Raw genomic sequence first — 25,906 nt, 5'->3', positions numbered from 1 at the left:
AATACTACTCGCATGATGATTACCTCTTTGTCTTGAATGATGATTTGTTTTAGTGATTTCATTTTCAATACACGACGTCGGGCGTCCCACATACTTTGATAAAATTCTGCCTAAAACAAGTGTCTTGTCTGTTTTCACTACGACGTCAAGCGTCAAAAGGAAATACGACATAACAAGACACTTCTACTTTATCATAAAGAAAAAGTAGAGAAGTTATCTCCCGTCGGAGAATTCTTCTCTACTAAGCTTAGTATGTTTTCACTGTGTGCTTTTAACGCCCTCGTATCTTGTTTTATGATACAATAGGGAGGATTGAAAACAGAGGGGATGTGGAGACATGAGTGAGAAGATGAAGGGGACTCTTTTGACCTTGATAGCAGGGATTGCTTGGGGGTTATCAGGAGTGAGTGGGCAATTGGTCATGGCGCAGGGAGTGGATGTAAAGATGTTGACTGTCTTGCGTTTGGTGATTTCTGGGGTTGTTTTGGTTGCCCTAGCGGCCTATCAAAGTCCGCAACAGCTCAAGCAATTATTGACAGATAAGCGGGCGTTGGTTCGTTTATTGCTCTTTTCGATGTTTGGCTTGGTCTTAAATCAGGTAGCCTATCTAATGGCCATTTATCATACCAATGCCGGGACGGCAACGGTATTGCAGTACCTGTGTCCCATCTTGGTTTTGGCCTATGTCTGTTTAAAACAGAGACAAAAACCAACGGTGGTTGAAGTGATTGCTATCTTCCTTGCGGTTACGGGTACCTTTTTGATTGCGACCCACGGTCAGATTGATCAGTTAGCAATGACACCCAAGGGCTTATTTTGGGGCCTCTTTTCTGCGGTGACCTATACCCTATACATCATTTTACCAACGGCGATTATTAAGCAATATGGGAGTTTGGTTGTGATCGGTGTTTCGATGTTACTGGGATCTATTGAAGTAGGACTAATTTTTCAGCCTTGGAAATATACTATGCCTTTTAATGGTGAGATTTTTTGGGGCTTGGTTGGTATCGTAGGAGTTGGAACGGTCTTTGCTTATACCGCCTTTTTAAAAGGTGTAAGTATGGTCGGTCAGGTGAATGGAAGTCTACTTGCCTCAATCGAGCCGATTGCTTCCGTCTTTTTTGCGGTTCTGGTAGTGAATGAAACTTTCTATCCGATGGATTGGGTCGGTATGCTTCTGATTGTACTATCAGTATTACTCGTTTCAGTCAAAGATATGATTGTAGCAAAAAAAGAAGAAAGATGATGTCAATGACGGAGTAAGGATGCCACTTGCTCCTTTTTATGTTATACTAAAAGAAAAGGCTTACATAATGGAGGTTCTCAATGAAAGAATTTTGTGCGGAGAATCATGTGCGGATTGCGCATGCAATGGCTTTAGGTGCAGGTCGGATAGAGCTATGTGATAATTTAGCGGTGGGAGGAACGACTCCCAGCCATGGAGTTATTCGGGCGGTATGCAATCTAGCCCATGAACAAGGAGTATTGGTCATGACCATGGTCCGTCCTCGCGGTGGTGATTTTTGCTATGATGCAACTGAAAAAAAGATCATGTTAGAAGATACCAGGATTGCCCGTGATTTGGGTTCGGATGGTCTGGTGTTTGGTGCCCTTACCGAAGATAATTGGTTAGATGAGGATTTTGTAATTCAGTTGCTAGAAGAGACAGGAAATTGTGAGACTGTCTTTCATATGGCATTTGATCTGATTCCGCGTAAACGGCAGTTTGAAGCAATGGATTGGTTAGTGGAGCAGGGAGTGACACGGATTTTGACACGCGGTGGTGTTCAGGGGGCTGCTAGTGACAATGTAGCCTGGCTCAAGGAATTGATTGCGCATGCGGATGGTCGCATTGAAATCCTAATCGGAGGTGGTGTCACTCGGGACAATGCAGAGCGTTTGATGACAGAACTTGGCGTCACACAAGTTCACGGCACACGCTTGTTCTGGTAATGCTGGAGCGACCTCTACTTCCTCTTGAGGAGTACTGTTTGTTTTTCCATTGTCAAAAATGGTAACCTACCCGCTTTCTTGACGAATAGGATTGTTACCTTAGTAGCAATAAGAGCGAGGAACACTTTCGGACGGGGCTTTTCGTCTTGCTTTGCATGTAGCTAGGTGGGAAGTGACTTCCTCGCCTCAATTGCAGTAGGAGTGCTGATGGAAAGAACAGGCACTCAAAAGAGGGCAAAGAGTTTGATAGTCAGTCTCTTTTTCAAAGGAGATAAATAGTAGCTTATTTTCGGTACTGTAAAGAGGTTTTTGCTAAGCAAGCGATTAGCCTGCTTAGGGTGGTCATTGTAGTTAGCATTGTCTCAAGTATGAAAACTTTCTCGAAAGGAGATGCGCTCAAACAGAAAGAGAGAGCTTCTAGAGCTAGCTAGAAAAGGTATCTGATATACATCAGGCGCCTTTTGTTTTCCATTCGCTATTTACTTTAAATTATGGTAGAATAAACTGATTCATACTCTATAAAAATCAAATTCAAAGAAGCTACGAGGGCAACTCCAATTCTTTGCTTATTGATGTTTGGTGAGTATCAATTCTTGTGAAAAAGAGAGAGTGAGACTGATAAATTTGCAAGATAATCAGTGTCGGCTCACTCTCAAAATAGTGGAGAATAGTGTGACGATTGAGAATTACATGCCAGATTTTGTGCTTGAAAAAGCCTATGATGTGACAGTAGAGAGTTTGCGAAAATACCACATTCGGACGGTTTTTGTGGATCTAGATAATACCTTGATTGCCTGGAACAATCCGGATGGAACCCCGGAGATGCGCAGATGGCTTCATGACTTGCGTGATGCGGGAATCCATGTAGTGGTTATTTCGAATAATAAATATGAGCGAGTGAAGAGAGCAGTGGAACGGTTTGGAATTGACTTTGAAGCCTTTGCTCTGAAGCCTTTTACTTTTGGAATTGACCGTGCCATTAAACGCTTTGGTATCAAGCGAGAGGAAGCGATTATGATTGGAGACCAGCTCATGACGGATATTCGGGCAGCCAAGCGGGCAGGTATCCGCTCTGTCTTGGTCCGACCGCTCATTGAGACGGATTCGATTAACACCCAGATTAACCGTTGGCGTGAGCGCCGAATGATGAAGAGAATTATCGCCAAGTATGGCGCATTTGACTATAAGAGGGAAATGTAAGTGGAAGAATTGTATTGTATTGGTTGCGGATCCTTGATTCAGACCAAGGAAAAGGAGGGGATCGGTTATACCCCCCAGTCTGCTTTGGAAAAAGGACTGGAAACAGGTCAGGTTTACTGCCAGCGCTGTTTCCGTCTCCGTCACTATAATGAAATTTCAGATGTCAATATTTCAGATGACGACTTTCGAACACTGCTTCATAGTGTAGGTGAAAGTGATGCCTTGGTGGTCAATGTCATTGATATTTTTGACTTTAATGGTTCAATCATTCCTGGCTTACCCCGTTTTGTATCGGGAAATGATGTCCTGTTGGTCGGTAACAAAAAGGATATTTTACCCAAGTCTGTTAAGGAGGGCAAAGTCACTCAATGGCTGACAGAACGAGCTCATGAAGTGGGCTTGCGTCCTGTTGATGTGATGCTGACATCTGCCCAAAACAAGTATGCCATTAAGGAATTGATTGATAAGATTGAGCAGTACCGCAAGGGACGTGACGTCTACGTAGTCGGTGTGACCAATGTCGGGAAATCAACCTTGATTAACGCAATGATTCAGGAAATTACAGGGGATAAGGACGTGATTACGACCTCTCGTTTCCCCGGTACAACCTTGGACAAGATTGAAATTCCCCTAGATGATGGTTCTTATATCTACGACACGCCTGGTATCATTCATCGCCATCAAATGGCCCATTATTTGTCTGCCAAGTATTTGAAATTTGCAAGTCCCCGCAAGGAGATTAAGCCTAAAACCTATCAGTTAAATCCAGAGCAGACCCTCTTTTTAGCTGGTTTGGGTCGCTTTGATTTTATAGCTGGGGAAAAGCAAGGTTTTACCGCCTTTTTTGACAATGAATTACCCCTTCACCGTACCAAGTTAGCAGGTGCGAGCGACTTTTATACAAAGCATGTGGGTAGTTTGTTGCTGCCGCCAACTGGTTCAGAATTAGCGGATTTTCCAGAATTGGTACGGCATGAATTTACCATTACTGAAAAGACGGACATTGTCTTTTCAGGTTTAGGCTGGATCCGTATCAATGGAGTGGCTAAGGTTGCAGCGTGGGCGCCAAAAGGTGTCGGCGTTGTTACCCGCAAAGCGATTATATAGAAAAAGGAAATACTATGACACTAACATCGAAACAACGCGCCTTTCTCAACAGTCAGGCGCATAGCTTGAAACCCATTATTCAAATTGGGAAATATGGCTTGAATGACCAGATTAAGACCAGTGTTCGTCAGGCCTTGGATAGACGAGAGTTGATCAAGGTGACACTTTTACAGAATACGGATGAAAATATTCATGATGTAGCCGAAACACTGGAAGAAGAAATCGGGGTGGATACCGTACAAAAGATTGGTCGGACCTTGATTCTCTTCAAGCAATCAAGCAAGAAAGAAAATCGCAAACTTTCTGTCAAGGTGAGAGAAATCTAGTCGGTTTGCCAAAGAATGACAGAGTTGGAGAAGGAGTTGGAATGGCAATTGAGCTCTTAACACCCTTTACAAAGGTTGAGTTGGAAGTTGAAAAGAAAGAAACAAATCGCAAGCAGGTTGGGATCTTAGGAGGAAATTTTAATCCTGTTCATCATGCTCATTTAATAGTGGCTGACCAAGTTCGGCAACAATTGAAACTAGATGAAGTCTTGCTGATGCCAGAATTTTTACCGCCTCATGTCGATAAAAAAGAAACGATTGACGAATGGCACCGTTACAATATGCTGAAAATGGCAATTGCAGGAATCGAAGGTCTAGGCATTGAAACGATTGAGCTGGAGCGTCGAGGTGTCAGCTATACCTATGACACGATGAAACTCTTGAAAGAAAAGAATCCAGATACGGACTATTATTTCATCATTGGTGCGGATATGGTAGACTATCTCCCTAAATGGCATCGGATTGATGACTTGCTTCAGCTGGTGCAGTTTGTCGGGGTACAGCGTCCGCGCTATAAGGCAGGAACTTCCTATCCGATTATTTGGGTAGACGTTCCCTTGATGGACATTTCGTCAAGCATGGTGCGTCAATTTATCCAGCAAGGGCGCGTGCCGAACTTTATGCTGCCCCATGAGGTCTTGGATTATATTGAAGAAAAAGGACTTTACAAATGATTGGAGCAGATTTGTCTTTTAACCGTGCACAGGTCTTAGAAAAAATCAGCGCTGCCATGTCAGAAAAACGCTTTCGGCATGTTCTTGGTGTAGAAGCAGCAGCGCTTGACTTGGCTCGCCAGTATGGTTGCGATGAACGAAAAGCAAGCCTTGCAGCTCTCCTCCATGATTATGCTAAGGAAGTGGCTGATCAAGTCTTTCTGGACCTGATTGACCAGTACCACTTGGGAGAAGATTTGAAAGTTTGGGGCAATAATGTCTGGCATGGCATGGTTGGAGCCTACAAAATCCGTCAGGACTTTGGGTTAGAAGACCAAGAGATTTTGCAAGCCATTCAACGCCATACAGTGGGGGCGGCGCAGATGACCTTGCTCGACAAGGTTCTTTATGTAGCAGATTACATTGAGCCAAACCGTGACTTTCCCCAAGTAGAAGAGGCGAGAAGCCTCGCCAAGCTATCCTTGGAGCAGGCGGTGGCTTTTGAGACAGCCCATACCGTAGCCTATTTAGCTAAAAAGGGGATTCCGATTTATCCCCAAACCATTGAAACCTATAATGCTTATATCGGCTATTTGAAGCATCCTACCCAGAAAAAATAAAACTGTGTGCGGTCTTCTTTGGATGTATGGTGAGGAAGAGTGATACGGAAAGATAGTAAAATCTGCGACCGGTAAAAGTGAGCTACCGCATTGATTTATCCCCAGTCCGTGCTGGTGTGAAAAAAACACAAGCAAACGGATAGGTGAATGTAGGATCCTTTTAAAGGACTACTGGTGCTCTATTGAAAAGGAATGCTGGCTAGCGAGAAACAAGACTTGAATGGAAAGAACCATCTGTGAATAGAGGGTCTGAATAGTTGTTAACTATATATAATGAGGTAAAGTGTGAAAGAAAAAGAATTAGTAGAATTGGTCGTAAAAGCGGCTGATGAAAAACGTGCAGAAGAAATTATCGTACTTGATGTGACAACCTTGACCAGTGTGACAGACTATTTTGTCATTGCTAGCTCCATGAACAGCCGTCAGCTAGAAGCGATTGCGGATAATATTCGTGAACAAGTCAAAGCAGCCGGATTTATGGCGAGCCAAATGGAGGGTGACGCAGCAGGTGGCTGGGTACTCTTAGATCTTGGTGGTGTCGTTGTCCACATCTTCGCAGAAGAAATGCGTGCCCACTACAATCTTGAAAAATTGTGGCATGAAGCAGAGAATCTTGACATATCGGAGTGGCTATAAGATTTATTTACTTTAATGTTATAAGTGGATATATGAGCCTCTCTTATAAGAAAGAATAGCTGCTACAATGCGAGAGATAGCAGCTACTCCAGTAATCTCAACAGTAGGCTAGCTTTCGTACTTGGCGAAGTGGTGAGCGACACCTTCTCTAAGACGAAGGCTCTCTTTGCTGGTGAGAGGATGAGTTTTTCAAGAAAAGAAAGGAAGATGATGGCAACTTATGAAACCTTTGCTGCAGTCTATGATGCCATTATGGACGATAGTCTATACGATCAATGGACAGCGTTTAGCTTGAGACATTTTCCAAAAGGAAAGACAAAACTACTTGAATTAGCCTGTGGGACAGGGATTCAGTCTATTCGTTTTAAGAAAGCAGGCTTTGATGTGACAGGTCTGGATCTTAGTCGTGAGATGTTGGACTTGGCAGAAAAGCGCAGTCAGGCAGCAGGACTGGCAATTCCCTTTTTAGAGGGGAATATGTTGGACTTGTCTAGCCTCGATCGTTTTGATATTGTAACCTGTTATTCGGATTCACTTTGCTACATGGAGGACGAAGTTGAGCTTGGTCAAGTCTTTGAAGAAGTTTACCAACATCTCAATGAGGGAGGGCGCTTTCTCTTTGATGTGCATTCCATCTACCAAATGGATGAGGTCTTTCCGGGTTATAGCTATCATGAAAATGCGGAAGACTTTGCCTTTGTCTGGGATACCTATGCTGATGAGGTACCCCATTCTATCGTGCACGAGTTGACCTTCTTTGTACAAGAGGAAGATGGTCGCTTCAGCCGGGTTGACGAAGTCCATGAGGAGCGAACTTACACTCTTTTGACCTATGATGTGTTACTTTCGCAGGCTGGCTTTAAAAAGATCAAGGTATATGCTGATTTTGAGGACAAGGAGCCGACAGAGACAAGCGCTCGCTGGTTCTTTGTAGCAGAAAAATGACCGTTACAGGGATCGTTGCAGAGTTCAATCCCTTTCACAATGGGCATGCCTACCTGCTCTCGCAGGTGGAAGGTTTAAAGATTATTGCCATGAGCGGAAATTTTACCCAGCGGGGTGAACCTGCGATTGTGGATAAGTGGACGAGAGCACAAATGGCACTCGAAAATGGAGCGGACTTGGTAGTCGAATTGCCCTTTTTAGTCAGTGTACAGGCAGCAGACTTTTTCGCTCAAGGTGCAGTAGACATTTTGGCTCGACTAGGGATTGACCAGCTGGCATTCGGATCAGAGGAACTGGTGGATTATGGAAAAATAGCAGAGCTTTACGAGGCAAACAGTCTTGAAATGGCGGAGTTTATGACCCGCTTGCCCGATAGTCTTAGCTATCCTCAAAAAACGCAGGCTATGTGGGAGAGTTTTGCAGGTCTTAGCTTTTCGGGGAATACACCCAATCATATTCTAGCCCTAGCCTACGCTAAAGCCGTTGCAGGAAGAGGGATTAGGCTGCAGCCGATTCAGCGAAAAGGAGCAGGTTTTCATTCCTTGGCTAGTGAGGGGGGCTTTGCTTCGGCGACAGCTTTGAGAAGTCGGATTGATGATCTAGATTTTCTAGCAACCTTTAGCCCGAGTGCGGATTTGATTCAGCAAGTAGCTCATGTTTCGTGGACGGACTACTTTCCTTATTTGCGCTATCAAATTCTCTCTCATCCTAATTTGACAGGGATCTACCAAGTCAATCAAGAAATGGCAAGTCGTATCAAAGAAGCGATAAAAACTGCTAGTTCTATCGAGGAGCTGGTTGATAAGATTGCGACCAAGCGCTATACCAAGGCGCGAGTGCGCAGGCTCCTGACCTATATCTTGGTACATGCTAGTGAAAGACCACTACCAGAAGCTATTCATGTGCTTGGTTTTACGGAGCAAGGACGCAAGCATTTGGCGACTTTAAAGAAAGAAGTTCCACTCATCAGCCGAATCGGGAAAGAGCCGTGGGATCCTCTAAGCCAGCAGGCTGATAGGATTTACCAACTGGGGCATCCCTTGCTGTCGGAGCAGAATATTGGGCGAGTACCGCTAGGCCTTGAAAGATAGTTAGATTGGAAATCATGATAGAAAGAGGGGAAGGATGTGTAACTTACCCTCTTTCATTTAGTAATAGCAATAAGGCTGACCTTAGGGGCCAGCCTTATTGAGTGGGGTGATAGAAGCTCCTATCTACGTCTTTAGGAAAAAATGATGTTATAGCTGTTTAGTTTATTTTTAGTACTAGCTCAAACAGTCTGGGGAGAGACTGTTTGAGGTGGGAAATGAAGAAAACGAAGTTTTCGTTAAAAGTCGCAGGTAGTACTGGGGTACAGCAAGACGAGTTAACGAAGTAATAAAAATATAAACTAAATGGCTATATTAGCCAAATAGGTATTCTAATAGCGATACGATAGGTTGCCGAACAAAGGGGGTTAGAAGCAAGCCTACAAGGATACCCAGAATAAATATTCCCATTTTCTTAGTCTTATGATTCATCGGTGAACACCTCCCTGAATACTTTATTATAAAGTCAATGCGCGCTTTGCGAAAGCAAGCACATACTCGTCCTATTTCTTACTTGATGTTTTGTAAAATACAGATTATCCCTTAGCAAGAATCGCTCTATCCTTATTTCCTTTGTAGTAATAGGCTTGTTGCCAGAGGGGAGTATTTTTGATATCGGAAACGTTTTCAACCTTATTGTATACCCAACCTTTCAAAAAATCAAATATTTTGATGTATTTGAGCTTGCGTTTCTTTGTGTAGGCAGGATAGCTGTTTCTGATTATCCAGAGGGACAATAACAATTGGTCAAAAAAAGTCAAACAAAACTATTGACATTTACTGACCAATGCTGTATACTAGCACTATAAGGTTGGGAAACCTTATGCTCAATAAAAATCAAACCAAGTTTGTTTTTATTGAGGAATGTCCGATTAATGTAGATAAAAGAATTTTTCTTTTTGAAGAATTGGTCAGTAAACATCAAATGAAAGGAAATAAATGATGTGAAGCCTAGCTTTGATTTCTTTTGTAAGAAAGGTCAAAGAAAGTCAAATAGAATAACTGCCCTTTTTTAAAAAGAAAAGGTCAGTAAACGTCAAAAATAATAAAACGAGGTATGTATATGAACAACAATTATCATAATTTTAATAATATGGATGATATTTTCAATCAGTTGATGGGACGAATGGGTGGTTATAATACAGAAAGTCGCCGTTATCTCATCAATGGTCGCGAAGTGACACCAGAAGAATTTGCCAAGTATCGGGCAACAGGTCAATTGCCACCAGCAGAAAGGCAAGAAGAGAGCACCCATCATTCACATTTCAAACAAGATGGTCTTCTTGCGAAGCTCGGTCGCAATTTAACAGCCGAAGCAAGAGAAGGCATGCTTGATCCTGTCATTGGACGCAATAAGGAAATTCAAGAAACTGCGGAAATCCTTTCTCGCAGAACCAAGAACAACCCCGTGCTAGTCGGGGATGCTGGGGTAGGTAAGACAGCAGTTGTGGAAGGGCTTGCCCAAGCAATCGTGCGGGGTGATGTACCAGCTGCGATTAAAAATAAGGAATTGATTTCGATTGATATTTCAGGGCTTGAAGCAGGAACCCAGTACCGTGGTAGCTTTGAGGAAAATATTCAAAATCTGATGAAAGAAGTTAAGGAAATGGGAAATGTCATCATCTTCTTTGATGAAATTCACCAGATTCTTGGTGCAGGTAGCACGAGTGAGGGAGGCTCGAAGGGTCTCGCAGACATCTTGAAACCAGCCCTTTCTCGGGGAGAGTTGACGGTGATTGGGGCAACGACTCAGGATGAGTACCGCAATACTATTTTGAAAAATGCTGCTCTTGCGCGCCGTTTCAATGAGGTCAAGGTCAATGCACCATCAGCCGAAGATACTTACAAAATCCTTCAAGGAATCCGTGACTTGTACGAGGCGCACCACAATGTCATCTTGCCAGATGAGGTTTTAAAGGGAGCAGTGGACTACTCTGTTCAATACATTCCGCAACGGAGTTTGCCAGATAAGGCGATTGACTTGCTGGATGTGACGGCAGCTCACTTGGCGGCGCAACATCCTGTGACGGATATTCATACCCTTGAAGCAGAGATTGCTCAAGAAAAGGAAAAACAAGAGACAGCCGTACAAAAAGAGGACTATGAAGCAGCCTTGAATGCGAAAGTTCGTATTGAAGAATTGGAAAAACAGATAAAAAACCATGCTGAAGATACCAAGGTGACCGCTAGTCTCAATGATATAGCAGAGTCAATTGAGCGCATGACAGGGATTCCAGTTTCTCAAATGGGGTCAAGCGACATCGAACGCTTGAAAGAAATGAATCGTCGTCTCAAGACCAAGGTTATCGGTCAAAATGATGCGGTAGAGGCTGTATCCCGTGCTATTCGTAGAAATCGTGCTGGCTTTGACGAGGGGAACCGACCTATCGGTAGTTTCCTCTTTGTTGGACCGACCGGGGTTGGAAAGACCGAGTTGGCAAAACAGCTAGCACTGGATTTATTTGGGACAAAAGATGCCATTATTCGCTTGGATATGTCGGAGTATAGCGATCGGACAGCCGTTTCCAAATTGATTGGCACCACCGCAGGATATGTGGGCTATGATGACAATAGCAACACGCTGACCGAGCGTGTACGCAGAAATCCGTACTCTATCGTGCTTCTGGATGAGATTGAAAAGGCAGATCCACAGGTGATCACCCTTCTACTACAAGTTCTGGATGACGGGCATTTGACAGATGGACAGGGAAATACAGTGAACTTCAAAAATACCGTTATTATTGCCACTTCAAATGCAGGTTTCGGCTATGAAAGAGCCGAGAGTGATGACGACAAATCCGAAATCATGGAGCGTCTCAAACCCTTCTTCCGTCCAGAGTTCCTCAATCGTTTCAATGCGGTTATCGAATTTGTCCACCTTGGGAAAGAAGATTTAGCAGCTATCGTTGAGCTGATGTTGGCGGAAGTCAACCAACTGTTGGCGAAAAAAGACATGCACTTAGAAGTGACAGCTAGCGCTAAGGAATACCTGATTGAGCAGGGCTATGATGAAGTGATGGGGGTACGCCCGCTCCGCCGTGTGATAGAGCAAGAAATTCGGGACAAGGTGACCGACTTCTACCTTGACCACTTGGGAGCGAAGCAGCTCCTCGCAGATATGGTAGACGGTGAGCTAAAGATTCAAGAACAAGATACAAAGCCCGTTAAAAACTCGTAGTGCATTTCCCTGATACTAAGTTGAATAAATGGTCTGAAACGTATTCATATTTATATTTTAGCGTCATACTATTGCCAGATATGAACTTGCACTATAATCAATTAGATGAGGTGTAACGTGGGATAAGCTATTAGTATAAAAATTGATTTAGGTAAGCTGGAGAGCAGACTTTACTAGAGTTCGCCAAGAGATACCGAAATAGACAAAAAACTATCAGTTAGGTGGTATTGACGATTGACAAAATTAAATAAATGTTTTACAATGTATTACAAAAGAAAGGTGTAATACTTATGGGAATAGTATCATTAAGATTAAATAGTGCAGAGGAAGAGCTTTTCAGAAGCTATGCAGTGCATACAGGTAAAACGCTATCGGAATTGTTCAAAACAGCATTGGCAGAGCAGATAGAAGACGAGCTAGACTATGCAATCGGTGTTCAAGCTCTCGAAGAGTTTGAAAAGAATCCCGTTATTCACTCAATAGACGATATTATTGAGGAGCTAGAAAATGAGCTATAAGCTAGTTATCAGCGAATCGGTAAGGAAACAGTTGAAAAAAATGGATAAGCACGTCGGACTAATGCTGGCTAAAGACATGAAAAAACGCCTTGACGGTTTGACTAATCCAAGACAGTTGGGAAAAGCATTAACGGGGAAATTCAAAGGCTTGTGGCGTTATCGAGTAGGAACCTACCGTATTATCTGCGACATTCAAGACGACAAACTGATTATCCTAGCCATTGAGATTGGGCACAGGAAAGAGATTTATAAATAAAGCCTAGTACACGTCGGGCTTTTTGTGTACGCAGTAGCAAGCAGTAAAAGGCAGTAACTTGTGGTATATTAGTCTTATCAGCAATCAAAAAAGTGTGGCTGTAAACTATGCTACTTTTGCCTGCTGAACTTATAAACTTACTATCTTTTAATACCTCCTTTTAAAGACCATGCTTGCTTATACTTTATATGTTAAAATGAAATACGAAAAAAAGTGGGTTCGTAATTTGGCGTATTTGATATTGAGATAACAAAAGAATGGTATCTAGGAGCTGAAAAAAGAGGGAGGCGAGGACTTTTGTCCTCGCCTCCCTCTTTTTGTTGCCTCTTAGCGTTTGGCGGTCGAAGTAAAGGTGATCTTGTCGGGGCGATAGCTGATGCTACCGTATTGAAAGGGGCGACCGTCGTCGAGGTAGCTGGTGCTGGTGACAACGACTACCATATCGTAGTCGCCTAGATCAAGGCTCTTGCCTTCTTCCTCATTGGCATAGCGGAAGGAAATTTCGCGCTGTGAATGACTGATTGTCAGGTCTAGCTCTTGCTCGAGATAGCGGTAGATTGATCCTTCTACAATGTCCCGATTGAGGTAGGGGACGATTCGCCGATCGAAATAGGAAATCTCATACTCGACACATTCTCCGTTAATCGTACGGGAGCGTCCAACGCGATAAAAATCAACGCTGTCATCAACTTGGAATGCCTCCATCAGGAGAGCTTCTCCTTGGACAATGTAGAGGCTGGTTAGTTCGGTTTTGACATCATGGGTATGAGGGTGGTTCAATTCACCGACAGTCTTGAGGGCAGATAGGGATTGTGGCTTGGTCAATTGTGGTTCTAGCACAACGGAGTTCCGTCCCTGCTGTTTGCGGATATAGCCATCGCGTTCCAGCAGTGATAGGGCCTTGCGAATGGTATCCTTTGAGAAATGATAGTGGTGCATCAGCTCATTTTCGCTGAGCAGTTCCTGATTGGCTGGAAATACGCCTGTGATAATTTTTTCTTTTATGTCTTCATAGACGGTCTGGTACTTACTCATCACATCTCTTCCTCTCTTTTCTAGTAGTATACCATAAAAGTAACAATATTTATACGTACAAGTACTGAAAATCGCCTAAAATGACGGGAGGAACCAAACTGTTACGTAAAAGTTGTTGACAAAAGCAAACGTTTGCGTTAGAATGAAAAAGTAAGGCAAAAGAAAGGAATACGTATATGACAAATCGTGCAAGTGGTGTTCTGATGCACATTACCTCCCTACCGGGAAAATTTGGTATCGGAACATTCGGGAAAGAAGCCTATGATTTTGTAGATTTCTTGGTGGCAACAAAGCAAACCTACTGGCAAATCCTTCCTTTGACAACGACCAGCTATGGGGATTCTCCCTACCAATCCTTTTCTGCCATTGCAGGAAATACCAATCTGATCGATTTTGATTTATTGGTTGAAGCCGGTTGCTTGCAAGTCAAAGATTATGAGAAAGTAAACTTTGGAGAAGATCCCGAAGTGATTGACTACGCTCAGTTATTTACCGCACGCCGTCCTATTCTGGAAATGGCGGTAAAAGGTTTTTTAGCCCAAGACAAACACATTGCAGCATTTAGAGAGTTTGAAAAGGCCAATTTATCATGGTTGAATGACTATGCCGAATTTATGGCCATTAAAGAACATTTTGGAAACAAGGCACTTCAAGAGTGGGAGGACAAGAAAGTCGTTGCCCGCAATGAAGAAACGCTTGAAAAATACCGTCAAGACTTGGCAGAGCAGATTGACTACTTCAAGGTAACCCAATATTTCTTCTTTAGTCAATGGAAGGAATTGAAAGCCTATGCCAACCGGAATCATATCAAGATTATCGGGGATATGCCGATCTATGTTTCGGCAGATAGCGTAGAAGTATGGACCAAGCCTCACCTCTTTAAGCTAGATAGTGCGCGCAAGCCCCTCTATGTAGCGGGTGTACCAGCGGATAACTTCAGCGTAGATGGTCAGCTTTGGGGCAATCCACTCTATGACTGGGAAGAACATGAAAAGACAGGCTTTAGCTGGTGGATCTATCGCATTCATGAGAGTTTCAAACTCTATGATGTCTTGCGGATTGACCATTTCAAAGGCTTCTCTGATTTCTGGCAGGTGGCAGGAGATGCTACGGTAGCAAAGGTCGGGACATGGGAGCCAGGTCCCGGATACAGCCTCTTTAAAGTGGTCAAGGAAGCCCTTGGCGACCTACCGATCATTGCAGAAGACCTAGGAAATATTGATGCAAAAGCGAGAAAATTGTTGAATGACTGCGGATATCCCGGTATGAAAATCTTGCAATTTGGTCTGGAAGATGTCAACGGTAAGAGTATTGACAGTCCGCACCGTTGCATTCCAAATTCCGTATCTTATACAGGCACGCATGACAATGATGTCATCAACGGTTGGTATAATACCTTGACAGCAGAACAACAGGAATATGTTGATGATTATAGTAACCGTAAACCGATTGAGCCAGTCACTCAGGCCATGCTTCGCGTCTTGTTTGCGACTGTTAGCGATACTGTGATTGCAACCATGCAGGATATTTTGGATCTGCCGGGTTCATCGCGTATGAATATGCCATCTACGATCGGTGGTAACTGGCAATGGCGGATGAAAGCCGAAGATTTAACCCAAGATAAGAAAGACTTCTTAGTGAAAATTACTAGATTATATCAACGAGGAAATGAACAAAATGACTAATTTTACAACATTTGTAGAAGCACATACAGCCAAAAAACTAGCCGAATTGAGCAATGAGGAAATCTATTTCCAACTCTTGAGCTATGTGAAAGAAGCGGCAGCAAGCAAACCAAAAAACAGCGGAAAACGCAAAGTCTACTATATTTCAGCAGAGTTCCTCATCGGAAAACTCTTGTCCAATAACCTGATTAACCTAGGTGTCTATAAGGACATTCAAGCAGAACTTGCTGCAGCTGGTAAATCACTTAGCCAAGTAGAAGATGTAGAGCCAGAACCATCACTTGGAAATGGTGGACTTGGTCGCTTGGCATCTTGCTTTGTAGACTCAATGTCAACGCTTGGCATCAACGGAGAAGGGGTTGGTCTTAACTACCACTGTGGTCTCTTCAAGCAAGTTTTTAACAAAAATGAGCAGGAAGCAGAGCCAAACTTCTGGATTGAAGACCAATCATGGTTGATTCCAACAGACATCAGCTATGAAGTACCATTCAAAGACTTCACCTTGACGTCTAAATTGGATCGTTTGGACATCTTGGGCTACAAGAAAGACACGAAAAACTACCTCAACTTGTTTGATATTGAGCGTGTCAACTATGACTTGATTCAAGATGGGATTGCCTTTGATAAGACAGACATCAAGGAAAACTTGACCCTCTTCCTCTACCCGGATGATTCAGATAAAAATGGGGAGTTGCTCCGTATTTATCAACAGTATTTCATGGTGTCAAATGCTGCTCAACTCTTGATTGACGAAGCACTTGAGCGTGGTAGCAACCTCCATGATTTGGCGGAATACGCCTATGTCCAAATCAACGACACCCACCCATCCATGGTGATTCCGGAATTGATTCGTCTCTTGACAGAAAAACATGGTTTGGACTTTGTGGAAGCTGTTGACATTGTCCGCAATATGACCGGCTACACCAACCACACCATTTTGGCGGAAGCCTTGGAAAAATGGTCGCTTGCCTTCCTAGAAGAAGTGGTGCCACACTTGGTTGCTATTATCAAGGAATTGGATGCTATGGTGCGGGCTAATCATCAAGACCCTGCCGTTCAAATCATTGACGAAACAGGTCGTGTTCACATGGCCCACATGGATATCCACTTCTCTAACTCTGTCAATGGGGTTGCAGCTCTGCATACGGAAATCCTAAAAAATTCTGAATTGAAAGTCTTTTATGACCTCTATCCAGAGAAATTCAACAACAAGACAAACGGGATTACCTTCCGTCGCTGGTTGGAATTTGCCAACCAAGATTTGGCAGACTACATCAAGGAATTGATTGGAGATGGCTACCTTGAAAATGCAATGGAGCTTGAAAAACTACTAGCTTATGCAGACGACAAGGCCGTCCATGCCAAATTAGCCGAGATTAAATTCCAAAATAAATTAGCCCTCAAACGTTACCTCAAGGATAACAAGGGCATTGACTTGGATGAAAACTCTATTATCGATACGCAGATCAAGCGTTTCCATGAGTATAAACGCCAGCAGATGAACGCCCTTTACGTGATTCACAAGTATTTGGAAATCAAAAATGGGAACCTACCAAAACGCAAGATTACCGTTATCTTTGGTGGTAAAGCTGCGCCAGCCTATATCATTGCCCAAGACATCATCCACCTCATTCTCTGCTTGTCAGAATTGATCAACAATGACCCAGAGGTTAGTCCATACCTCAATGTGCATTTGGTGGAAAACTACAATGTAACTGTCGCTGAAAAATTGATTCCTGCGACCGACATTTCAGAGCAAATCTCTCTTGCCTCAAAAGAAGCATCTGGTACAGGAAATATGAAATTCATGTTGAACGGGGCTCTTACTTTGGGAACCATGGACGGTGCCAACGTAGAGATTGCGGAACTTGCAGGGGATGACAATATCTATACATTTGGTAAGGATTCAGATACCATTATTGACTTGTATGAGACTGCTGGTTATGTATCACGTGAATACTATGCAAATGATGAGGACATCAAGCGTGCAGTTGACTTTATCGTCAGCGAGGACTTGGTCCGTTTAGGCAATAGCGAGCGCTTGGAGCGCTTGTACCAAGAACTCTTGAATAAGGACTGGTTCATGACCTTGATCGACTTGAAAGAATATATCGCTGTTAAAGAGCAGGTGTTCTTAGACTATGAAGACCAAGATACATGGAACAAGAAAGTGATTCACAATATCGCAAAAGCTGGTTTCTTCTCATCAGACCGCACGATTGAACAATACAATCAAGATATTTGGCATAGTTACTAATCGTCGGAGAAATCGACATGAAGTTACTAACGCTCAATGTTCATGCCTGGTTGGAGGACAATCAGGCAGAGAAAATGGATATTTTGGCTCGGACGATTGCCGAAAAGCAGTATGATGTGGTGGCTCTACAAGAGGTCAATCAGCTGATGACGGCACGTCCAGTGACCAAGGATGTAAAAGAAGATAATTATGGCTTGCTTCTGGTGGAGAAAATCAATCAGTTGAGCAAGGATAAGTATTCCTTATTTTGGAGTAATTCGCATATTGGCTATGACAAGTACGATGAGGGCATTTCCTTTCTCACCAAGCTACCAGTTTATGATGTGGATCCTTTCTACTGCACCAGTATTCAGACGGTCAAGTCAATCCTGTCTCGGAAGATTGTTGGGATCACAGTTGCTTATCAGGGACAGCTCATTGACTGCTATTCCTGCCACATGAACCTGCCAGATTGTCAAGAGGAAGATCCAATTGACAATCTCCGGGCGATAGTGGAGCGTTCCAATCATTCTCGCTTGAAGATTTTAATGGGTGATTTTAATACGGATGCCATCTCTGCTCCAGCTGATTACGAGGCGATAAAAGGGGTGGGGTTGCTGGATACCTATGAACTGGCTCAAGAAAAAGACGCAGGGATTACCGTGTCAAAAGCCATTGATGGCTGGAGCGGTCATAGTGCAGAAAAGAGGATTGACTACATCTTTTTAAATCAGGAACGCCAAGTCCTTTCGAGTCGGATTATCTTCAATGGGGAAAATCAAGCGGTTGTTTCAGATCATTTTGGTCTAGAAGTGCATGTAAAATAGTAGGAGAATAGAAATGAAAAAATTTCTCAGTTTTGAATTTTGGCAAAAATTCGGAAAATGTTTGATGGTCGTGATTGCCGTGATGCCTGCCGCAGGTTTAATGGTTAGTATCGGTAATTCCCTGCCTTTGTTGAGTGCAGATTCAGAGCTCTTGGCGCGGATCGGTAATATCATTGCCCAGATCGGTTGGGGAATTATCGGGAACCTCCACCTCTTGTTTGCGCTTGCGATCGGTGGCAGTTGGGCAAAAGAGCGTGCGGGAGGGGCATTTTCAGCAGGTCTTGCCTTTATCCTCATTAACTTGATTACAGGGAACTTTTTCGGGGTTACTGTTGCCATGCTATCAGACGCAGAGGCGCACGTTAGCACTGTCTTTGGAACCCAGATCCCTGTTGCCAACTACTTTGTCAATGTTTTGGGTCAGCCAGCCCTTAATATGGGTGTTTTTGTCGGAATTATCGCCGGTTTTGTCGGAGCGACAGCTTTCAACAAATACTACAATTACCGCAAGTTGCCTGACGCCTTGACCTTCTTTAACGGAAAACGCTTTGTACCGTTTGTGGTCATTTATCGTTCAGTAGTGGTTGCCCTTGTTCTAGCAATCTTCTGGCCTCTTGTTCAAACGGGTATCAACAGCTTTGGTAAATGGATTGCCAATTCACAGGATACAGCTCCTGTTCTTGCTCCATTTATCTATGGAACCTTGGAACGTCTCTTATTGCCATTTGGTTTGCACCACATGCTGACAATCCCAATGAACTATACATCACTAGGTGGAACCTATGAAATCATGACAGGTGCCCAAGCTGGTCAGCAGGTATTTGGCCAAGATCCGCTTTGGTTGGCTTGGATTACAGACCTGATTAACCTCAAAGGAGCAGGAGATACCAGTCAGTACAATGACTTGCTAGCAACGGTCACCCCAGCTCGATTCAAAGTGGGACAGATGATTGGTTCAACCGGTATTCTAATGGGCTTGACCCTTGCGATGTACCGTAATGTGGATCCTGATAAGAAGAAAAAATACAAAGGAATGTTTATCTCATCTGCCCTTGCCGTTTTCTTAACAGGGGTAACTGAACCGATTGAATACATGTTCATGTTTGCTGCCATGCCACTTTACGCAGTCTATGCGTTCATTCAAGGAGCGGCCTTTGCAATGGCAGACCTTGTGAACCTGCGCGTGCATTCATTCGGAAATATTGAATTTCTGACACGGGCCCCTATGGCACTGAAAGCTGGTATCGGGCTTGATCTTCTGAACTTTATCTGGGTATCTGCCCTCTTTGCAGTCCTCATGTACTTTGTAGCGGACTTCATGATTAAGAAGATGAACCTTGCAACAGCAGGTCGCAATGGAAACTATGATACTGAAACAGCAGATGATACACCTGTTTCAGGAGATGCAGGCGTGGCAGACGGCAATTCTCAAATTGTACAAATCATCAACCTTTTAGGTGGTCGAGACAATATCGCAGAGGTTGACGCCTGTATGACCCGCTTGCGCGTTACTGTCAAGAATGTTGAGACAGTCGGTGAAGAAGCTGCTTGGAAGCAAGCAGGAGCAATGGGCTTGATTATCAAGGGGTCAGGTGTACAGGCAGTCTACGGGCCAAAAGCTGATGTCCTAAAATCAGATATCCAAGACTTGCTTGATTCTGGGCTTGAAATTCCCAAAACCAGTGTCGTGGTCGACGAAGCAGCGACAGTAGAAGAGCACTTTAAAGGGATTGTAGCGGAGGTGCATTCCGTAGCTGACGGTCAGGCAATGGCGATTAGTGAAGTCAACGATCCTGTCTTTGCACAAAAAATGATGGGAGATGGCTATGCAGTTGATCCTGCCAATGGCAATGTCTATGCACCGGTTTCAGGTCTTGTCACCAGTGTCTTTCCGACCAAGCATGCGGTAGGGCTGTTGACAGACAGTGGCCTTGAAGTATTGGTTCATGTTGGCTTGGATACAGTTGCCTTGAACGGTGTGCCATTCTCTATCAAGGTATCAGATGGGCAACGTGTAGAAGCAGGAGACCTACTCCTTGTGGCAGATCTTGAAGCCATCAAATCAGCAGACCGTGAGACAACGATTGTCGTAGCCTTCACCAATACTGCTGAAATTAAGGCTGTTCACTTACAAAACCTCGGAACGGTCAACAAGGATACCGTCCTTGCCCAAGTGGAGTTGTAATACTCTCACAACCTTGGTTTTATCTTAGATAAAAGTCAAATCTCATATAAAAAAAGCGAACAAGTTGTATTTTCTGTGATTCAGAATCTATTCTTGTTCGCTTTTTCGTTCATTACGCTAATTGATAGAATATGTTGATTCATACTCGTCAAAAATCAAAATCTGACGTCGTTAACTTGTCTTGCTGAGTAAAAAGCTCCAGTGGAGGTTTTTAGCCAGTTTCAGATTTTGATTTTTATAGGGAGTATCAGCATTTCTGAAATGAACATCTTTTTGTCTTAGCCTCCGACCTGCGACTTTTGCCGAAAACCTTGTTTTCTTTCCCGTCACCACCAATCTCTTCCCAGCCTGTTTTGCCGAAAACCTTGTTTTCCTTCTTTCCCGTCACCACCAATCTCTTCCCAGCCTGTTTTGCCGAAAATCTTGTTTTCTTTCTTTCCCACACCCCCAGTCTATCCCCAGACTGGGGGAGCTAATACAAAAAAATAAACGAAATGACTATCCGAACTTTTTAGTCCAATATCTTGTATTTTTTTGAAAATTATGCTAGCATAAAATAAATGCAACGTATTTCAAAAATCCCTTGTCTATAAAGGGGATACGTTGTTAAAATAATCATAAAACATATCAGAACAAGCATATAAAGAGGGGCTATGAGAAAGTTTTTACAAAATATTGTGACAGAAGTCGTGTATTATCTAGAATTGATTCTATCAGCGATTTTAGCAATTGCACTCTTGATTTTATCACTCCTTTTGTTGGTCGATTTGGTATCGGCTATTCCAGATGGGATTCAGGGAACGAATTTCCTCCAAGAATTTTTAACACGCACGATTACATTAGCAGTTGGGGTCGAGTTTATCAAGATGTTGTGCAAGCAGTCACCACGCACGGTGATTGAGGTACTACTCGTTGCCATTGCTCGCCAGTTGATCGTTGAGCATGCTTCAAGTGTGGACTATCTCATCGGGATGGTTTCGGTCGCTATTCTATTTGCCGTGCGAAAATATCTCTTCATCCAGTTTGATGATTCTGATAATATCGTGATGCGGGCAAGTCAGAAAGTTAAGGTCGCCAATATCATTGCACGGGTGAAAATTCCAGGAGAAAAGGGAGAGACCCTGCGCGACTTCGTCGTCCGCAAACTCAACGAAGAAGAAAAGACTATTTCAATCGGTGCCTGTGTCTATCTGAAAAACGTAGCACTCCGTGTGGATAATATGCACGGCGACTTGGTAACACGAATTGAAATTATCAAAAGTATCTATTAGCAAGGAATATCAAGGAAAGTAGACAGCTGTCTGCTTTTTTTGAATTTCTAGCTTGTATTCAATTTGCTTGTTTTGATTTTCATTGATTATAAGTTGACAGCATTTACTTAGAGACGGGAGCTAGACGAAAGTTTTGAAATGGTTTCAACTGTTAAGTTAGAAATCATCAAAGAATTGTAGCAACAAGGATCGATGGAAGGAAGTGGTTAAAGGGAGTGAGGAGTATAAGCTTATGCTCTGCGAAAGTCAAAAGGAGTTCAGAGCAGCGGTGCGCCAAGTTTACTACAGTCTTTGCTTCCTCATCTATTTTTGCTCTTTATTGAGTATTGGTGTTCTAAAATATAGATAAAAAAACGGCAATCGCCGTTTTTAGAGTTTATCAATTATACGCATGTAAACGAGAGCGACTAATGCCGAAGGGAAACTTATAATTAAATGTTCTATATATGGGAAGTTTCTGTGTATATTATTATGTTTAGGAGATAATGAGACTATATTTTAAATAAATCTAATAGGAATTCTTCTTTCAACATTTTCAAATTGAATACATTAACAATATGTCCAAACGCCTCTGAAAGAGGTAGATGAGCAGTTTTCCATCCTTGACCGTCTGTCACCCAAACAAACTCAACATGGTCATTTGAAGTGGTAACAAATTGACTAAGTTCCGTAAATTCACCAGCAACTGCCTTTAGTTTACTACCCCCTCCACCATAATAGTTTGTTTCAATTATCCACACCTTATGTTGTATTTTAGAGTATACAGCAACATCAAAACGGCGTTCGGATTTATCAACTGGAACTTCAATTTTCCAGTTTTCTTTAATGAAAAGAGCTGTCGCCTGAGCTTTCCATTCTAGTCCTTGTTTTTGAGCAATTTTCTCTACATGTCTTTCTAAAATACCTTCCATTGTTGTCCCACTTCGATTTTTACGAGCATTACTATCCAAACCAGCTTCTATTCCATAAACGTAATCTACTAACGAACGTTTAGCTTTATTCTGTAAAAAATCTAGTAAACCAGCTTGTTCGATAAAATCGACATAGTCTTTGATTTGATTCGGATCAATTGTCGAAAAGTCAAGTTGTTTAAACTTCATGTCATCATTTTCAGTAATGGAGAGGATATTTAATACTTTGTCACGACTGGCAATTAGACTAGGAATAGCTTTTAGCAGCTGAGGCTGTCTCGAAAATAAAATAAGTGCTTCGCTGTAAATATTTTCTTTGCCAACTAAGTAATTGAGAGTATTTAGTTCAAGTTCAAATCTTTTAGTTTCACGTTCAACCTTTTCCCAATTCACATAATATTCTGGGGTACGATTAGTAATAGATAGCGAAGATAGGAAAATTGCCAGCCTATCTTCGGGTGCTTTTGTTATATAATCTTGTAAATTCACGATTATTCCTCCTTCAATGGTAACGGTAAACCAATTGCATCTAATGGAATATAATTAAAATAATATTTACAGCCAACACTGATAATATAATCTAAAACATCCTTATAACTTGGTTGTTTGAACCAGTCTTTATCTAGTAAATAGCAATAACAAACTTCTTTGTTCAGAGGAGAGAAAAGTTTCTTGTATTGTTTTAGTTTAAAATCACAAGTTTGTAATTTTTCATCTACACTTCCGCCACCACTTTGCGTTTTCTTTTCAACGATATAAACAGTATTTTTATTGATAACAAATATTGCTTCGTCAGGTAACAATTTAGCCGAAACTAACTTAGTATAATCATAGCCCTCAATTTCATCAAAATAACGATATAAACCATCTTTTTGAAAAATTTGTCCAACTTCCTCACCTAAAAAATTGATTCTCCATCGAAAAGGCTGCGGACGTAGCTTAGTTCCTTTAATAATTTCTCCTTTTTTTCTTCGTGTATCATAATCGATATTTTCAATACTGTAACCACTTTGTTGATTTAAAAATGTTGGGAAATCTGTTTTCAACTCAAAAGCTAACCCTGTCTTAGTGTTAGCTCCTCCAATACCGCCTTTTTTCATTCTTCCTTCTCCAATCTTACTTTAGCTATCTTCAAATAATCTTTTTCAGCGTCTATTCCAATAAAATTTCTCTCCAATCGTTTAGCAACAACTCCAGTTGTGCCACTACCGACGAACGGGTCAAGGATATGATCCCCTTTCTGAGTAGAAGCGAGTATAATCCGTTCCAAAAGATATTCTGGTTTCTGGGTTGGATGCTTTCCAGCCCATTTTTCAGACTGTCTAGTTAGAGAACCTACCCATACATCTTTCATCTGTTTTCCGTTATTTAATTCTTTCATCAATTTATAGTTATAATAATGACGAGCTTTCTTGTCATTTTTTCGCGCCCAAAGTATTGTTTCGGTTGAATGCGTAAAATAGCGACAGGATAAATTAGGTGCAGGATTCGTTTTTTGCCAAGTAATGTTATTGAGAATTTTAAATCCTTCTTGCTCTAATGCCATACCAACAGAATAGATGTTATGAAAAGTTCCAGAAATCCAAATCGTTCCATTCGGTTTTAAAACTTGTTTAGCTAATCGAATCCATTTTCGATTAAATTCATGTTTTTCCTCAAGTGTATCAACCTTATCCCAATGTCCTTTATCAACTGAAACAGCTTGACCACCTGAATTAGATATTCCGCCATTGCTCAAAAAGTAAGGCGGATCTGCAAAAATCATGTCAATACTTTCAGGCTTTATCTTCGACAAAAAATCGAATGTATCAGCATGAATAAGAATAGAATTATCTTTGTGATAGTATGGCTTGGTCATTAAAAGTCCTCCATACTTATATTCGTTATTGTTCATAATTTGTTACAATAATTTCTGATATTTTTCCACGGCTTGAAGACTTGGCTCCGTTAGTGCGAATTGCCTCTACTTTGTGGATATAAAAGTCTTTATAGAGTTCCTCTACTAATGGGCTAGATGAATTTGATAGCATTACGAAAGCTCTCTTTTCAGAGAGTGCTTTGAAAGTATCTCGCAATCGAATTTGGTCTTCATATGAAAATCCTTCATGTGTATATGAAGTAAAGGCGCTAGTTTCTGAAAGAGGGATATAGGGAGGATCGAAATAAACAAAGTCCCCAGATTTTACAAACTTTACAGCCTCTTCAAAATCACTATTCAGAATTTGAATCTTATTTTTATTCAAGTAATCTGAAATAGCTAAAATCAATGTGTCATCAACAATTTTAGGATTTTTGTAACGTCCATATGGAACATTAAATTGGTTTTTAGAATTGACCCGATAAAGACCATTGAAATTAACTCTTAACATATACATGATACGAGCTGCTCGTTCAGTAGCTGACATTGAATAGATACGTTCGTCTCTATCTACAGAGCGTAAATCTAAATAATAGTCCTTTGAGTTATTCCTTTGATGCTTCATCAATAAATCAATTAGTTCCGTTGGATTATCCTTTATCTGTTGATAGCAGTTAATCAGTTCGCTATTAAAATCGTTTATACAAGCTGTTTGAGGGGATAGCTCAAAAAACAGCGCTCCACCTCCAACAAAGGGCTCAAAATAGTTATTGTAGGAATCGGGCATAAGAGATTTGATAGTTGAAAGCAGTTGTCGCTTTCCGCCAGTCCATTTCGTAAAAGGTTGTAAATTCTTTTGATGTTTTAATACTAATTTCATAATTTTATTATACCACATTCATGCTTTTTTAGTTGTTTAATCTTAAGGGGACCTCTAAAAACTTCCTAAATTTCCCCAAAATGAGATAATTGGGGAATAAAAAGTAATGAGGAGAGCTGTCATGCATTTATTCACAGACGATGAAAAAATCTTGTCAAAACTATCAGAGAAAGGCAATCCCTTAGAACGTTTGGATGCCGTTATGGATTGGAATATCTTTCTTCCTTTGTTGTCAGAGTTATTCAGTCGTAAAGATAAAGTCATCAGTCGTGGCGGTCGTCCTCACCTAGACTATCTCATGATGTTCAAAGTGCTCTTGCTTCAACGTCTTCATAACCTATCTGACGATGCCATGGAATATCAACTGCTGGATCGTATATCTTTTCGTCGTTTTGTTGGTTGTCATGAAGACACTGTTCCCGATGCGAAAACTATCTGGCTCTATCGTGAGAAATTAACCAAGTCAGGTCGTGAAAAGGAGTTGTTTGATTTGTTCTATGCCCATCTCACAGATGAAGGAGTGATTGCCCATTCAGGT

General features: G+C 42.0%; 24 protein-coding genes. 19 read left to right on the top strand and 5 right to left on the bottom strand.

The window, feature by feature from the left end; translation table 11 throughout:
• The first annotated feature begins 337 nt into the window (after nucleotides 1-337).
• From BU200_RS07510 to BU200_RS07450, 13 genes are all read left to right on the top strand, one after another.
• The gene (locus BU200_RS07510) at nucleotides 338-1,246 is read left to right on the top strand and encodes a DMT family transporter (protein ID WP_075099576.1); all 909 of its coding nucleotides are present in this window, start codon (nucleotides 338-340) and stop codon (nucleotides 1,244-1,246) included.
• A gap of 80 nt (nucleotides 1,247-1,326) precedes the next feature.
• Nucleotides 1,327-1,953: a copper homeostasis protein CutC gene (locus tag BU200_RS07505; protein WP_075099575.1), complete on the top strand. Its 627-nt coding sequence runs from the start codon at nucleotides 1,327-1,329 to the stop codon at nucleotides 1,951-1,953.
• 672 nt (nucleotides 1,954-2,625) lie between these two features.
• Nucleotides 2,626-3,153, top strand: a complete 528-nt coding sequence (locus BU200_RS07500) for a YqeG family HAD IIIA-type phosphatase (RefSeq protein WP_075099574.1) — start codon at nucleotides 2,626-2,628, stop codon at nucleotides 3,151-3,153.
• Entirely contained in the window at nucleotides 3,154-4,260 is a 1,107-nt protein-coding gene (yqeH, locus tag BU200_RS07495; RefSeq protein ID WP_075099573.1) for a ribosome biogenesis GTPase YqeH, read from the top strand.
• Between the two features lie 14 nt (nucleotides 4,261-4,274).
• Nucleotides 4,275-4,586 carry a ribosome assembly RNA-binding protein YhbY gene (yhbY, locus tag BU200_RS07490; RefSeq protein WP_075099572.1) on the top strand — a complete coding sequence of 104 codons (312 nt, stop codon included), beginning with the start codon at nucleotides 4,275-4,277 and terminating at the stop codon, nucleotides 4,584-4,586.
• Between the two features lie 41 nt (nucleotides 4,587-4,627).
• A complete protein-coding gene (locus BU200_RS07485; RefSeq protein WP_075099571.1) occupies nucleotides 4,628-5,260 on the top strand; it encodes a nicotinate-nucleotide adenylyltransferase in 633 nt (210 codons plus the stop codon).
• Nucleotides 5,257-5,859 (top strand): bis(5'-nucleosyl)-tetraphosphatase (symmetrical) YqeK, encoded by a 603-nt coding sequence (yqeK, locus tag BU200_RS07480; RefSeq protein WP_075099570.1) that lies wholly within the window; start codon nucleotides 5,257-5,259, stop codon nucleotides 5,857-5,859. The genes BU200_RS07485 and yqeK overlap by 4 nt, the downstream gene beginning before the upstream one ends.
• Before the next feature lie 285 nt (nucleotides 5,860-6,144).
• A complete protein-coding gene (rsfS, locus tag BU200_RS07475; RefSeq protein WP_075099569.1) occupies nucleotides 6,145-6,495 on the top strand; it encodes a ribosome silencing factor in 351 nt (116 codons plus the stop codon).
• Nucleotides 6,496-6,702: 207 nt separating this feature from the next.
• Entirely contained in the window at nucleotides 6,703-7,440 is a 738-nt protein-coding gene (locus BU200_RS07470) for a class I SAM-dependent DNA methyltransferase (RefSeq protein ID WP_280523048.1), read from the top strand.
• Entirely contained in the window at nucleotides 7,437-8,531 is a 1,095-nt protein-coding gene (locus BU200_RS07465) for a nucleotidyltransferase (RefSeq protein ID WP_075099567.1), read from the top strand. Before BU200_RS07470 ends, BU200_RS07465 begins: the two co-directional genes overlap by 4 nt.
• A 1,060-nt stretch (nucleotides 8,532-9,591) precedes the next feature.
• Nucleotides 9,592-11,706 (top strand): ATP-dependent Clp protease ATP-binding subunit, encoded by a 2,115-nt coding sequence (locus BU200_RS07460; RefSeq protein WP_075099566.1) that lies wholly within the window; start codon nucleotides 9,592-9,594, stop codon nucleotides 11,704-11,706.
• Nucleotides 11,707-11,996: 290 nt separating this feature from the next.
• Nucleotides 11,997-12,224 carry a type II toxin-antitoxin system RelB family antitoxin gene (gene relB, locus BU200_RS07455; RefSeq protein WP_075099565.1) on the top strand — a complete coding sequence of 76 codons (228 nt, stop codon included), beginning with the start codon at nucleotides 11,997-11,999 and terminating at the stop codon, nucleotides 12,222-12,224.
• On the top strand, nucleotides 12,214-12,480 hold the full coding sequence (locus tag BU200_RS07450) for a type II toxin-antitoxin system RelE family toxin (protein WP_075099564.1): 267 nt from the start codon (nucleotides 12,214-12,216) through the stop codon (nucleotides 12,478-12,480). Before relB ends, BU200_RS07450 begins: the two co-directional genes overlap by 11 nt.
• 327 nt (nucleotides 12,481-12,807) lie before the next feature.
• On the opposite strand, the gene BU200_RS07445 is transcribed toward BU200_RS07450, so the two are convergent.
• Nucleotides 12,808-13,515: a GntR family transcriptional regulator gene (locus BU200_RS07445; protein ID WP_075099563.1), complete on the bottom strand. Its 708-nt coding sequence runs from the start codon at nucleotides 13,513-13,515 to the stop codon at nucleotides 12,808-12,810.
• 176 nt (nucleotides 13,516-13,691) lie between these two features.
• Between BU200_RS07445 and malQ the strand changes: the two genes are divergently transcribed.
• The 5 genes from malQ (at nucleotide 13,692) to BU200_RS07420 (ending at nucleotide 21,719) form a co-directional block, all read left to right on the top strand.
• Nucleotides 13,692-15,200, top strand: a complete 1,509-nt coding sequence (malQ, locus tag BU200_RS07440) for a 4-alpha-glucanotransferase (protein ID WP_075099562.1) — start codon at nucleotides 13,692-13,694, stop codon at nucleotides 15,198-15,200.
• On the top strand, nucleotides 15,193-17,457 hold the full coding sequence (gene glgP / locus BU200_RS07435) for a glycogen/starch/alpha-glucan family phosphorylase (protein WP_075099561.1): 2,265 nt from the start codon (nucleotides 15,193-15,195) through the stop codon (nucleotides 17,455-17,457). The genes malQ and glgP overlap by 8 nt, the downstream gene beginning before the upstream one ends.
• Nucleotides 17,458-17,474: 17 nt before the next feature.
• A complete protein-coding gene (locus BU200_RS07430; RefSeq protein ID WP_075099560.1) occupies nucleotides 17,475-18,263 on the top strand; it encodes an endonuclease/exonuclease/phosphatase family protein in 789 nt (262 codons plus the stop codon).
• A gap of 13 nt (nucleotides 18,264-18,276) precedes the next feature.
• On the top strand, nucleotides 18,277-20,448 hold the full coding sequence (locus BU200_RS07425; protein WP_075099559.1) for a PTS transporter subunit IIBC: 2,172 nt from the start codon (nucleotides 18,277-18,279) through the stop codon (nucleotides 20,446-20,448).
• A 653-nt stretch (nucleotides 20,449-21,101) separates the two neighbouring features.
• Nucleotides 21,102-21,719 (top strand): hypothetical protein, encoded by a 618-nt coding sequence (locus BU200_RS07420; RefSeq protein ID WP_075099558.1) that lies wholly within the window; start codon nucleotides 21,102-21,104, stop codon nucleotides 21,717-21,719.
• A 491-nt stretch (nucleotides 21,720-22,210) separates the two neighbouring features.
• On the opposite strand, the gene BU200_RS07415 is transcribed toward BU200_RS07420, so the two are convergent.
• Genes BU200_RS07415 through BU200_RS07400 form a run of 4 tightly spaced genes read right to left on the bottom strand, consistent with a single transcriptional unit; the run spans nucleotide 22,211 to nucleotide 25,368 of the window.
• Nucleotides 22,211-23,119: a type II restriction endonuclease gene (locus tag BU200_RS07415; protein WP_075099557.1), complete on the bottom strand. Its 909-nt coding sequence runs from the start codon at nucleotides 23,117-23,119 to the stop codon at nucleotides 22,211-22,213.
• Between the two features lie 2 nt (nucleotides 23,120-23,121).
• Nucleotides 23,122-23,730 (bottom strand): hypothetical protein, encoded by a 609-nt coding sequence (locus tag BU200_RS07410; RefSeq protein WP_075099556.1) that lies wholly within the window; start codon nucleotides 23,728-23,730, stop codon nucleotides 23,122-23,124.
• Nucleotides 23,727-24,524, bottom strand: coding sequence for a DNA-methyltransferase (locus BU200_RS07405; protein ID WP_075099555.1), 798 nt, complete (start codon nucleotides 24,522-24,524; stop codon nucleotides 23,727-23,729). The genes BU200_RS07410 and BU200_RS07405 overlap by 4 nt, the downstream gene beginning before the upstream one ends.
• On the bottom strand, nucleotides 24,514-25,368 hold the full coding sequence (locus BU200_RS07400) for a DNA adenine methylase (RefSeq protein ID WP_075099577.1): 855 nt from the start codon (nucleotides 25,366-25,368) through the stop codon (nucleotides 24,514-24,516). The genes BU200_RS07405 and BU200_RS07400 overlap by 11 nt, the downstream gene beginning before the upstream one ends.
• 121 nt (nucleotides 25,369-25,489) lie before the next feature.
• On the opposite strand from BU200_RS07400, the gene BU200_RS07395 reads away from it, so the two are divergent.
• On the top strand, nucleotides 25,490-25,906 hold a 417-nt coding region (locus tag BU200_RS07395), incomplete at its 3' end, for a transposase (RefSeq protein WP_135052968.1).

This window comes from Streptococcus acidominimus, from assembly GCF_001921825.1.
GTDB classification, from domain to species: Bacteria; Bacillota; Bacilli; order Lactobacillales; family Streptococcaceae; genus Streptococcus; species Streptococcus acidominimus.
This window is presented reverse-complemented; position numbering and strand designations above follow the sequence as displayed.